At 52.4% G+C, this 12,489-nt stretch carries 12 protein-coding genes; 6 read left to right on the forward strand and 6 right to left on the reverse strand.

The annotated features are described in order from the left end of the window. Positions 1 to 27: 27 nt before the first annotated feature. The 6 genes from J4614_RS00960 to J4614_RS00985 form a co-directional block, all read right to left on the reverse strand. Entirely contained in the window at positions 28 to 552 is a 525-nt protein-coding gene (locus tag J4614_RS00960) for a fimbrial protein (RefSeq protein WP_079964510.1), read from the reverse strand. A 14-nt stretch (positions 553 to 566) separates the two neighbouring features. Further along, entirely contained in the window at positions 567 to 1,088 is a 522-nt protein-coding gene (locus tag J4614_RS00965) for a fimbrial protein (protein WP_012513009.1), read from the reverse strand. 12 nt (positions 1,089 to 1,100) lie between these two features. Next, a complete protein-coding gene (locus J4614_RS00970; RefSeq protein ID WP_000754357.1) occupies positions 1,101 to 2,099 on the reverse strand; it encodes a fimbrial protein in 999 nt (332 codons plus the stop codon). A 37-nt stretch (positions 2,100 to 2,136) separates the two neighbouring features. Continuing rightward, a complete protein-coding gene (locus J4614_RS00975; RefSeq protein WP_208293026.1) occupies positions 2,137 to 4,692 on the reverse strand; it encodes a fimbria/pilus outer membrane usher protein in 2,556 nt (851 codons plus the stop codon). A gap of 23 nt (positions 4,693 to 4,715) precedes the next feature. Then, complete coding sequence (locus J4614_RS00980; protein WP_208293027.1) at positions 4,716 to 5,393, reverse strand: molecular chaperone; 678 nt, start codon at positions 5,391 to 5,393, stop codon at positions 4,716 to 4,718. 75 nt (positions 5,394 to 5,468) lie between these two features. Further along, positions 5,469 to 6,011 carry a fimbrial protein gene (locus tag J4614_RS00985; protein ID WP_000676517.1) on the reverse strand — a complete coding sequence of 181 codons (543 nt, stop codon included), beginning with the start codon at positions 6,009 to 6,011 and terminating at the stop codon, positions 5,469 to 5,471. 414 nt (positions 6,012 to 6,425) lie between these two features. Between J4614_RS00985 and pabC the strand changes: the two genes are divergently transcribed. The 6 genes from pabC (at position 6,426) to ptsG (ending at position 12,428) form a co-directional block, all read left to right on the forward strand. Continuing rightward, complete coding sequence (gene pabC, locus J4614_RS00990; protein ID WP_000280842.1) at positions 6,426 to 7,235, forward strand: aminodeoxychorismate lyase; 810 nt, start codon at positions 6,426 to 6,428, stop codon at positions 7,233 to 7,235. Between the two features lie 2 nt (positions 7,236 to 7,237). Next, positions 7,238 to 8,260, forward strand: a complete 1,023-nt coding sequence (yceG, locus tag J4614_RS00995) for a cell division protein YceG (RefSeq protein ID WP_023136613.1) — start codon at positions 7,238 to 7,240, stop codon at positions 8,258 to 8,260. Next, the gene (gene tmk, locus J4614_RS01000) at positions 8,250 to 8,891 is read left to right on the forward strand and encodes a dTMP kinase (RefSeq protein WP_023220296.1); all 642 of its coding nucleotides are present in this window, start codon (positions 8,250 to 8,252) and stop codon (positions 8,889 to 8,891) included. Before yceG ends, tmk begins: the two co-directional genes overlap by 11 nt. Further along, positions 8,888 to 9,892 carry a DNA polymerase III subunit delta' gene (holB, locus tag J4614_RS01005; RefSeq protein ID WP_079962996.1) on the forward strand — a complete coding sequence of 335 codons (1,005 nt, stop codon included), beginning with the start codon at positions 8,888 to 8,890 and terminating at the stop codon, positions 9,890 to 9,892. The genes tmk and holB overlap by 4 nt, the downstream gene beginning before the upstream one ends. A 10-nt stretch (positions 9,893 to 9,902) precedes the next feature. Next, entirely contained in the window at positions 9,903 to 10,700 is a 798-nt protein-coding gene (locus J4614_RS01010) for a metal-dependent hydrolase (RefSeq protein WP_000480268.1), read from the forward strand. Between the two features lie 294 nt (positions 10,701 to 10,994). Continuing rightward, positions 10,995 to 12,428: a PTS glucose transporter subunit IIBC gene (gene ptsG, locus J4614_RS01015; RefSeq protein ID WP_000475705.1), complete on the forward strand. Its 1,434-nt coding sequence runs from the start codon at positions 10,995 to 10,997 to the stop codon at positions 12,426 to 12,428. Positions 12,429 to 12,489 lie beyond the last annotated feature (61 nt).

The following is a 12,489-nucleotide window of genomic DNA, read 5'->3' on the forward strand; positions in this document are numbered from 1 at the left end:
CTTTTTTATGTATTCTTGATCTGAAGGCTACTGGTACGTAAAGTTCAGTTGAACGACAGTCTTGAATTCCCCTGGCGTTACGCGACCCGTCGGTGTGTACATGCGCGCAGAGAGCGGGAAAACGGCCCGGTGGTCATTGCCGTTCACTTTCACGGCCAGCGTATCCGCCGGTGAGATTTCCGTCTGATGATCGCGGGTCATAATTTCCAGTGCCATACCGGTAGCGCTGCCCTGGCTGTTAGCGAATTTGGTGGCATCGTCAGTGTCGGCATCACCGCTGAACAGGGCAGTCACCTGAGTAGTTGATGGCGGGCAGGAGGAGAGGGTCAGTTCAAAATCCTGCCACTCACTGGTATCGCCCACCTTAAGGTAATCAACGGCGCGTGCCTGCTGGAACGTGACCGTCTGTTCCTTTGTGCCCGTATCCACGATGCAGGCAGAAGCAATTACTATACCGCTCAGGTTAATATCGGTTGCCTGCACGGAATAAATACTGCTTACCGCCCATAGACAGGCCAACGTGGGGAGCAGTTTATTTATCTGTTGCGCCATTGTCCCGTCCTGGATTACTGGTAGGTGAAGGTTGCCTGTACTTGGCCCTCGATGGTGCCTGGCATCACGAGGCCTGTTGCCACTGCACGGGAGCGCAGTTTCAGGTCATAGGCATGCGTGTCGGATGGGATTGCGATGTCCTTCAGAGCAGCGCCATTTTTATAGGCGTGCTCGCTTTTGTCATCCGTTAACTCAAGCTTCAGGTTGGTGGCAGTGCCGGTATTTTTGTAGAAGTCTGTATCCGTGTCGGCGGTGCCAGCAAAGGCTACGCTAAATGAGGTGGTGGAGGCCGGGCAATCGGTGAGCGTCAATGTCTTTTCAACCCATGGGGTAGTGCTGCCACTTGTTTCCAGAGTATTGGCCTGAATCCCGGTCCCCAGATTAATAGCGAGAGACTCATCGCCGCCGTTAACCACACAAGGTGAGGCGATAACGGTACCGCTAATATCAATATTGACAGCCTGACTGGATGAGGAAAATAACCAACCAAGCGCAATGATGAATGCCACTGTCTTTTTCCTGTTTGTAACAATCATATATAATCCCTATTAGTTGTAAGTAACTTTAAGCTCAATGGCTGTTTTGACATTACCCGCAGTTACGCTTTCAGCATCATCTATAAAATAAGACACTTTAAAGTCAGGCAACACATAATCCCCGGAGCCGTTATAATTCTGGAGCGCGATCGCTGAATTAATTGTATGAGGCGTACCATCGGTATTCTGTATCTGCACATAAACATTTTTCGCGTAAGTATCACCCGTCACAGTATTAAGAACCCCATTGGCCTCGTCGTGGGCTCCATAGACTGCGGAAAAATTATAAGAGATACCATTGATGGCCCCCGGGCAGTTTGTGAGCGTTATCGTCGGCGCCTGAATACTATTTTGTGCGCCCGTTTTTAGGCTATTCCCATAAAGTGGGTTGAGTTTAATTTCTGTTGGTGCGTTAATTCCACAAGCCGTATACTTTGGCTGACTAGCCACACCAGAACGGGCCACGAAAGTCACATCTCCATACCCGCTATCCGCTGGGTTATGATAAGAAACAGTAACGCTTGGCACCTCAGTAATGGGGCCCGCCGGTAGTTCATCCGTTAAACGCACCAGCATGTAGCGAATAATCAGGTCGCCGGATGCGTTGACATTACTATCGACGTCTAAACGAAATGGAGCCGTATAATCTTTATCCGGGGTTACTACGCCCGCTGGGGTGTAAGTCATTTGATAGGCAATGCCTACACCCGGGTTATTGGTTTTATACACCGTTGCGTCATTAGTAGTCGTTCCCCCTGTCGGTTCGCCATTCACAGTAAAATCAATATAACCTTTTTGGCTGCTAGCTATTATTGGCAATTTCCAGTGTTCCCCCCAGTCGTCAAACCAGGTTGTCCCTCCGGCCGAACTCGGCATAGTAAAGGAGCTGAATTTATAAGGTAAAGTTGATGTATTCGCACTGCTTGTATTTATGATACCTGCAAGAGCATCAACGGACGTTATCAACGGGCACACAGATATTAACAACGCAAGGCCGACTGTTTTTTTCACGAATACGTTTTCCTTATGACGATTATGGTCATCGTTATTAACGACAAGATTCTTGCGTTTCCATCACACCATCAGTCGCATTCAATTCTGTTAAATTGAATGTTACGTGACAGGTGTCATTCGCTGTACGGCCCCACGTTACCTTTAAGGTTCCGCGTTCGGGCGCACCGGTAAGATAGACTTGCCCGTGGTCACCCACGATGAAGCTCTTATCCGCAGGTTGACCTTCTATCGTTGCCAGCGCCCCAAATGGCACCATCCCCGTAGGGGTACGCGACAAATTCATGAGTACCCTTTTACCGATACGGGTATCAAAATGTGCGCGTACAATTGCGCCGCGCGTGGGAGTAATCATCTGGCTGGTCAGGTCGACGTCAGCACCATCAGGCAGCGTTTCGGTATCCAGTGAGACGGCGGTTTCACGGTACGGCGTTACGTAAGGCACCACGGTGTAACCGCGGAAGTCGGTTTTTACACCCGTCTGGTTGCTTATCGTAACACCATTCGCCCCGGGGGCTTCTACCAGTGCTGAGGTTTCGCCCAACGACTGGCTGAGCGTGACACCATGCGCGTGCGCGACAATGCCGCCTTCCATGCCGTAGTTAACGCGTTTCTGGTCGTTGTCATAGCTGTAGGCACCATTCATTCGTGCGTAGGCCCCCTGATAATCGAGGCTGGCGTAACCGCCATTCCCTTCGCCGTGATTCGTTTCGCTCTGCTGGAGACTCCAGTTCAGGTTATTGTCTTCTAATGCTGACCCGTTTAGCCCGACGGTATGGTTGGTATTGCCCCGTTTGCTGGTATTCAGGTTGTAGGTGGCGTAACTGTGACTTAACCAGCGGTCGAGCGGGATGTTTATGCTCAGTGAGAAGACCTGATCTTCATCGTAGATTTTGTCGCTATTGTCACTGTCGGTGGTATTGCGGTTATAGCTGTAATTGATGTTGTACGTCACGCCGCCCCAGCTATTACTGTAACCCACACCGAGAGAGCGCATCTTCCGGTCACTGTTCCAGTAATCTTCGCTAATAGCATTGAGCGACAGTGACCCCAGGTTCTCACCGATACTCTGGTTAAGCTGAAGTTCAGCACGGTTGCGGCGGCGGTCGTTATTATTTTGCGACTCGTCGTCACGCCAGGTATCCAGTACTTCCGGGAGAGTGTAATAACCTGATGTTGAATACCTATAACCGGAAATGGATATATTGGTGCCGGTTTCGAGAATATTTTTACTGTAACGGATGCGCCAGGACTGGCCGCTCTCTTTATCCTGATCTTTTTGCGTTGACCATGCCTGAGTGCCATCCACCGAGACGGCACCCAACTCGCCGAGGTTTTTTCCAAGCCCGGTGAGCAGGGACTTGTAGTGCTGTGAGAACTGGCCCCCGCTATATACCGTAAACCCGGCTGGCAGGCCATAAATCAAGGTGGCCTGGGTAAACATTTTTTTGTCAATATCGCTCTCATAGGGGCGATACTGGCCGCTGGTCACGCTGTACTTCAGCCGCCCTTCGCGCTGCAGAATAGGCAGAGAGGCGAAGGCCACCGTCTGATGCTGTTCGCTACCGTCGGCCTCTTTAATTGTGACGTCAAGATCGCCGCTGCTGCCGGTTGGGTACATATCGGTAATCTCAAATGCGCCCGGCGAAACATAGCTTTGATAAATGGTGTAACCATTCTGTTTGATAATTACCTGCGCGTTAGTACGGGCGATGCCGCGCACCACCGGCGCGTAGCCACGCAGGCTATCGGGCAACATATCATCGTCGGAGGCCAGCTGTGCGCCGCGGAACGGCACACTATCAAACAGCTCGGAGGGCGCGGTGCTGTCGCCGAATGTTAGCTGACTTTTCAGCGCGATAATATTGCGTTGGGCGTAGGTGTAGAGCGAATCCCAGCTTTCATTGGCGCTATCGCCGTTGACGTTGCGATTCCAGGTGCTGTAGTTGCGAATGCGCCAGGGGCCAATATTCAGGCCCGGACGCAGGCTCAGATAATAGCTGTCGGAGTCGGTCATATCGCCGCGGCGCGCTTCGGTGTTGGCGCCGGAAAAGCTATAGTTGAGCAGCAGGGCGTTAATGCCCTCATCGAGCCGTTCCGGGGCGACGTAGCCGCGGGCATGGCTGTCTACGGCGGCCTGCGGAATAGACAGCCGTAGCTGCTGGCGTTCAAAGGCGAACTCGGCGCTGGCCTGCGGGATCGCCGCCAGGTTAGCGCAGTCGCCGTGACCAGCAAGATTTGGAAACGCGTCGGTACGAATACCGAACTCGCGCAGCGAGTCAACGCTGAAGCAGGGCTGCAGAGTGGTGTTGCCTGCCGTATCTTTTTGCATAACAAAATTAACGTCATGCACGCCAGCGGACGATTTATTCACAATGACGTCAACGCGATAGGTGCCAGGCATTTGGCCGATGCCTTCTTCAAAAGCGGAAAGATCGGTAAGCTCTTTTCCCGGCCCGTCGATCCCCAGCAGCGCTGGGTTAAAATATTCGCGGGCAAACGCAGTGTTACCGGCTGGCAGTGCGCACTGCAGGGCGATAAAGCAGGCGATTCGACTGAGCGTCATTATTTTTTTGTATGCGTCTGCATTCATCCCGATATCCTTTCGGTGTGGTCTTACAGGCGTGTGTGGTGTTCAGACCCGATAGAGCCGAAATCGTTAATAAGTGTCCAGGTTACGTCGCCGCTGGCTTCGGCGGGCGCGGTAAAGCTGGCGGAACTCATCGGCGCGACATAGGTAGCGTCTTTCACGGTGCTGGTTCCTATCTTCACCGTGCTGAAGTTCATGTAGTAGGCTGTGGGATTGGTCACGGTAAGACGGTTACCGCTGTGCTGCCAGGTCAGCTTCGCGGTGACGTTTTCCGGTTGCTCCGTCAACGCCTGCGGACGGTAAATTAATTTAATGCGGGTTTTCACCGCAATTTGCAGAGTGTTAACGTTATCCTGCTTTTCTGCCGTCGATGGGATCGACTTAATATTCATCCAGTAGAGGGACTCACGATCTTCCGGCAAATTGCCGCCAGTACGGAGAATTCGCAGATTATTTTCCTGCCCTGCGCCTAAACGAAAAAGCGGCGGCGTGACCATAAACGGCGATTTATCGCTGCTTTTTTCCCCGGCGTCACTCCATGACTGAATGAGATAAGAAGATTGGTCCGGATTTTTAACGCTAATCGACGTTTCTTTTTTATCGCCGTTATAAATAATACGGGTTCCGCCGATAATAACACCGGCCTGTACGGTTGCCGTAGTGAATATAAGCGTGGCGGCAGTGAGTAAACTATATTTATTCATGGAGTATCTCCAAAGCAAAGCCGGGTCCATCCGGCTTTATTGGTTTACTAAAACGAGAGAATAAATTCCGCGCGATTAGTTGTAGGTCAGGGTAAAGTTAACGACGCCGTTGGCATCGCCGCCTGATACGCTATCTTCTGTCGCGATATAACGGGCGAAAAAGTCGAGGTTCGTTTCTTCTGCCGCATCGGAGGCAATGGTAACGGATTTAGACTCAGTACCCAGCGGCAGTTCGCTGGTATCGCTATTCAACAACTGGATAGCGACACCTTTAGCGACGCCGGTAGTACCGTAACCGGTAATTTGCAGATAGTCGTTATTCAGGGTGTCCGGCATACCGTCATATTTTACGGAAACCGGTTTCCCCAGCAGATCTGCAGGGCAGGCGGTTAATACCAATGAAAACTTGGTGGTTGCTGCCGTTGAGCCAGCGGCGGTAAACGCTGTTTTAGAGACCTCGCCCAGCTTGACATCCTGAGAGCTGGTAACACTGCCGTTAATTTTGCAACCTGCTTCGATGATTTTGCCGGTAAAATTAACCTGGCCATCCTGAGCCATTGCAGTCGAAGCAAGCCCCATTGCGGTGAATAATACGGCAGCGGCAAATTTTCCTTTCATTAAAAATGTCCTTTCATGGTCGACTCGATACGTAGATATTACTCAGCGCACGATAAATAGGCTTTGAGTAATAAATATATTAATTATGACTTTCTAATTACAGTATTAAATATGATAGGGTAACGTCAGACGATACCCAATTACATTTTGACCATATGTGAAAGTTATGACTATAAATAATATCTAATTAATGTTTTTTGTTTTACTAAATATATTCGCTCAATAAATCAATTTCGTCATTTAAGATGCTGTGATTAATATTATTGCTATAATTTATTTGTTATGGTTGACATAAATATGCCTTTTCTTATTAAAATAAGGAAAACCTGAAAAATAACGTGTTATCTTGCTGGCAAAGTCCTTGCGCGCAGGCCATTCCCCTGACACTCTGATGGGCGGTTATCTGGAGGATGAATGTATCTGATTAACGGCCAATCCACTGAACGACTCGCGGTGAATGACCGGGGGGTGCAGTTCGGAGACGGTTGCTTTACCACTGCGCGGATCGCGGCGGGGGAGATTGCCTTGTTTTCCCGTCATCTGGCTCGCCTGGAAGAAACGTGCTCTCGTTTGGCGATCCCCTTTAACGATTGGGATGTATTAGTAAAAGAGATGCGCTGCCTGGCACAACCGCATCGGGAAGGCGTGCTGAAAGTGATGATTACCCGCGGCGCAGGCGGACGCGGTTACAGCGCCGCCAGTTGTCAATTACCCACACGGATTCTTAGCGTGTCGCCTTATCCTGCCCACTACGCCCGCTGGAAAGACGAGGGCATCACTCTTACCCTTAGTCCCATACCGCTTGGGCGCAATCCTTATCTTGCCGGATTAAAACATCTGAACCGCCTCGAACAGGTGTTGATTCGCTCTCATCTTGAGCAGACGGACGCCGATGAGGCGCTGGTTCTTGACAGCGAGGGATGGGTTACGGAATGCTGTGCGGCTAATTTGTTCTGGCGTACAGGCGACATTGTTTTTACGCCGCGTCTGGATCAGGCCGGGGTGAACGGCATTATGCGACAATTTTGTTTACGCCAACTGGCGCAATCTCCTTTCCAGGTTCTTGAAGTACAGGCGAGAGAGGAGGCAGTCAGGCAGGCGGATGAGGTTATCATCTGCAACGCGCTAATGCCGATTATTCCCATACGCGCCTATCACGGGACGTCGTATTCTTCGCGAACACTGTTTCAATTTTTAGCCCCATTTTGTGAGCATCCGAATTAGTTATGAAAAAATTGTCAGGCGTTTTCCTTCTGCTGTTGGTTGTGCTGGGTATTGCCGCGGGCGTGGGGATGTGGAAAGTTCGCCATCTGGCGAACAGCACATTACTTATTAAAAACGAGACTATCTTTACGCTCAAGGCGGGAACGGGGCGGCTGGCGCTTGGCGACCAGCTTTATGATGAAAAAATCATTAATCGCCCCCGGGTATTTCAGTGGCTGCTGCGCGTGGAGCCTGAGTTATCGCACTTTAAAGCGGGAACTTACCGTCTTACGCCGGGGATGACCGTAAGGGAGATGCTTGAGTTGCTGGAGAGCGGCAAAGAAGCGCAATTCCCGTTGCGGTTTGTGGAAGGGATGCGCCTTAGCGATTACCTGAAACAGCTACGAGAGGCGCCGTATATTCGCCATACATTGCCGGATGATGACTACGCCACTGTCGCTCAGGCTTTAAAGCTTGCGCACCCGGAATGGGTAGAAGGGTGGTTCTGGCCCGATACCTGGATGTATACCGCCAACACCAGCGATGTCGCTATTCTCAAGCGAGCGCACCAAAAGATGGTGAAAACTGTCGATACTGTCTGGAAAGGCCGGGCCGAGGGGCTGCCTTATAAAGATCAGAACCAACTGGTGACAATGGCCTCGATTATTGAAAAAGAGACGGCTGTCGCCAGCGAACGCGATCAGGTGGCCTCAGTCTTTATTAATCGCCTGAGAATCGGTATGCGCCTTCAGACCGATCCCACCGTGATTTACGGGATGGGGACGAGTTATAATGGTAACTTGTCGCGTGCGGATCTGGAAAAGCCGACGGCTTATAACACGTATACCATAACCGGGCTGCCGCCAGGACCGATTGCATCGCCCAGCGAAGCGTCATTGCAGGCGGCGGCGCATCCGGCGAAAACGCCGTATCTCTATTTTGTGGCCGACGGCAAAGGCGGTCACACGTTTAACACCAATCTTGCCAGCCATAATCGGTCAGTGCAGGAGTACCTGAAAGTGCTTAAGGAAAAAAATGGGCAGTAATTATATCGTCATCGAGGGCCTGGAAGGCGCCGGAAAAACCACTGCGCGCGACGTGGTGGTGGAGACCCTTGAGCAACTGGGTATTCGTAACATGATTTTTACCCGTGAGCCGGGCGGTACGCAGCTTGCCGAAAAACTAAGAAGTCTGGTGCTGGATATTCGAGCGGTAGGCGACGAAGTGATTACCGATAAAGCGGAAGTACTGATGTTTTATGCCGCTCGCGTACAGCTCGTCGAAACGGTAATCAAACCCGCGCTGGCGCAAGGCATATGGGTGATCGGCGATCGACACGATCTCTCGACCCAGGCGTATCAGGGGGGAGGGCGCGGCATTGATCAAACCATGCTGGCGACACTACGCGATGCCGTGCTGGGCGATTTTCGCCCTGACCTGACGCTGTATCTGGATGTCACGCCGGAAGTCGGGCTAAAACGCGCCAGAGCGCGCGGCGATTTGGATCGCATTGAGCAGGAATCTTTTGATTTCTTTAACCGGACTCGCGCGCGCTATCTGGAACTGGCGGCGCAAGACTCGCGTATCCGCACCATTGACGCGACCCAGCCGCTGGATGCCGTCATGCGCGACATTCGCGCCACGGTGACGAAGTGGGTGCAGGAGCAAGCGGCATGAAATGGTATCCATGGTTACGGCCCGCCTATGAAAAACTGGTAGAAAGTTACCAGGCGGGACGTGGGCACCATGCGCTACTGATTCAGGCCTTACCTGGCATGGGCGACGAGGCGCTGTGCTATGCGCTGAGCCGTTATCTGTTATGCCAGCAGCCTGAGGGCCACAAAAGCTGTGGGCATTGCCGAGGCTGTCAGCTTATGCAGGCTGGCACGCATCCGGACTATTACACGCTGACGCCGGATAAAGGCAAAAGCAGCCTCGGCGTAGATGCGGTACGCGAGGTCAGCGAGAAATTGTACGAGCACTCCCGTCTGGGCGGCGCGAAGGTGGTGTGGATTGCGGATGCGGCGCTATTAACCGACGCCGCTGCCAATGCGTTGCTCAAAACGCTGGAAGAGCCGCCGGAGCAAACCTGGTTTTTCCTTGCCAGCCCGGAGCCTGCTCGTCTGTTGGCGACATTACGCAGCCGCTGCCGGCTGCATCATCTGGCGCCGCCGTCCGAATCGTATGCGATGTCATGGCTGTCGCGAGAAGTGACGGCGTCACAAGAGGCATTGCTCACGGCGCTACGCCTGAATGCGGGGTCGCCCGGCGCAGCGCTGGCGCTGTTGCAGTCTGAACGCTGGGCGCTGCGTGAGGCGCTGTGTCAGGCGTTAATGGACAGTTTACATACGGGCGACTGGTATGCGTTATTAACGGCGCTCAATCATGAGCAAGCCCCGGCGCGCCTGCACTGGCTGGCGACGCTGCTGGTTGATGCTCTTAAACGTCAGCACGGCGCGTCGTACCTGACAAACGTTGATGCGGACGCGGTTGTTGCCGCGCTGGCGGGGCCGCTATCCCCGGCGCGTATTCAGGCAATCCTGAACGATGTTTGCCATTGTCGTGATCAATTACTTCATGTGACCGGATTAAACCGCGAACTGGTATTAACCGATCTCATTCTCCGCATCGAGCATTACCTGCAACCAGGCACCTTGTTGCCTGTTCCTCATCTTTGAGAGAGACATTATGTTTTTAGTCGACTCACACTGCCATCTTGATGGTCTGGATTATCAATCTTTGCATAAGGACGTGGACGATGTGCTGGCGAAAGCCGCCGCGCGCGATGTGAAGTTCTGTTTAGCGGTGGCGACGACGCTGCCGGGGTATCGCCATATGCGCGAGCTGGTGGGCAAGCGCGATAATGTGGTCTTTTCCTGCGGCGTGCATCCGTTAAATCAGGATGAAGCGTATGACGTAGAAGAACTGCGCCTCCTTGCTGCAGAAGACGATGTGGTGGCGATGGGCGAGACCGGGCTTGATTATTTTTACACGCCTGAGACCAAAATCCGCCAGCAGGCGTCTTTTATTCATCATATCCAGATTGGCCGCGAATTGCATAAACCGGTGATTGTCCATACTCGCGACGCGCGTGCCGATACGCTGGCTATCCTGCGTGAAGAAAAAGTGACGGATTGCGGCGGCGTACTACACTGTTTTACAGAAGACAGAGAAACGGCCGGCAAATTGTTGGATCTGGGGTTTTATATCTCTTTTTCCGGCATCGTAACGTTCCGTAACGCTGAACAGTTGCGTGATGCGGCGCGCTATGTGCCGCTGGATCGGTTGTTAGTCGAGACCGATTCTCCTTATCTGGCGCCGGTGCCGCATCGCGGTAAAGAGAACCAGCCTGCGATGGTACGTGACGTCGCAGAATATATGGCGGTATTGAAAGGGGTTGCCGTTGAAGAACTGGCGCAGATCACCACCGATAACTTTGCTCGCCTGTTCCATATTGACGCGTCTCGCCTGTCATCAATCCGTTAAACGAGTTTTTTTAAAGCTCGTAATTAATAAGCAAAGCGCGTAAAGTTCACCGCCACAAAAGGGGCGGTGAGCGAGCTTATGGAAACATTCGGAAACTCATTTTGGCAGAATGTGATACTTTTTAGGCTATCTGGCGCTGAAACGTGATAGCCGTCAAACAAAATCAGACGTATTTATTTTACTCTGTGTAATAAATAAAAGGGCACTTAGATGTCCTGTCCACGGCGGGGTTCTCCCCCCTCGCCAATGCGTGAGAACGTAGAAAAGCACAAATACTCAGGAGCACTCTCAATTATGTTTAAGAATGCATTTGCTAACCTGCAAAAGGTCGGTAAATCGCTGATGCTGCCGGTATCCGTACTCCCTATCGCAGGTATCCTGCTGGGTGTCGGTTCCGCTAACTTCAGCTGGCTGCCAGCCGTTGTATCGCACGTTATGGCAGAAGCGGGCGGATCTGTTTTTGCCAATATGCCGCTGATTTTCGCTATCGGCGTGGCGTTGGGCTTTACCAACAACGACGGCGTTTCGGCTCTGGCGGCGGTAGTAGCGTATGGCATCATGGTGAAAACCATGGCTGTGGTTGCGCCGCTGGTTCTGCATTTACCTGCTGAAGAGATCGCCGCTAAACACCTTGCTGATACGGGTGTTCTCGGGGGGATTATCTCCGGTGCGATCGCAGCGTATATGTTTAACCGCTTCTACCGTATCAAACTGCCTGAGTATCTGGGCTTCTTTGCGGGCAAACGCTTCGTGCCGATCATTTCGGGTCTGGCCGCTATTTTTACCGGTGTGGTGCTGTCTTTCGTATGGCCGCCAATCGGTACGGCTATCCAGGCGTTCTCGCAGTGGGCGGCTTATCAGAACCCGGTTGTCGCGTTTGGCATTTACGGTTTCATCGAGCGTTGCCTGGTGCCGTTTGGTCTGCATCATATCTGGAACGTTCCTTTCCAGATGCAGATCGGCGAATACACCAACGCAGCGGGTCAGGTATTCCACGGCGACATTCCGCGCTATATGGCGGGCGATCCGACGGCGGGTATGTTGTCTGGCGGCTTCCTGTTCAAAATGTACGGTCTGCCGGCTGCGGCCATTGCTATCTGGCACTCTGCTAAACCGGAAAACCGCGCAAAAGTGGGCGGTATCATGATTTCCGCCGCGCTGACCTCGTTTTTGACGGGTATTACCGAGCCTATCGAGTTCTCCTTCATGTTCGTGGCGCCGATCCTGTACATTATTCACGCGATTCTGGCAGGTCTGGCATTCCCGATCTGTATCCTGCTGGGGATGCGTGACGGTACGTCATTCTCCCACGGTCTGATCGACTTTATCGTGCTGTCCGGTAACAGCAGCAAATTGTGGCTGTTCCCGATTGTTGGCGCCGGTTATGCGATTGTGTACTACACCGTGTTCCGCGTGCTGATCAAAGCGCTGGATCTGAAAACGCCGGGTCGTGAAGACACTACTGATGACGCAAAAGCGGGCGCGACCAGCGAAATGGCGCCGGCTTTGGTTGCGGCGTTTGGCGGTAAAGAGAACATCACTAACCTGGATGCCTGTATCACGCGTCTGCGCGTGAGCGTAGCCGATGTAGCGAAAGTGGATCAGGCTGGCCTGAAGAAACTGGGCGCGGCAGGCGTTGTCGTCGCGGGTTCCGGCGTTCAGGCTATTTTCGGTACGAAATCCGATAACCTGAAAACGGAAATGGATGAGTACATCCGTAACAGCTAAGCAGTAATGATGTTGGGGAGAATTAAGGCAGCCATTCGGCTGCCTTTTTTAATGGCGCTTT

Source organism: Salmonella sp. 32031103-2018-00083-FB-01-SM-01 (assembly GCF_017571995.1).
Lineage (GTDB): Bacteria > Pseudomonadota > Gammaproteobacteria > Enterobacterales > Enterobacteriaceae > Salmonella > Salmonella enterica.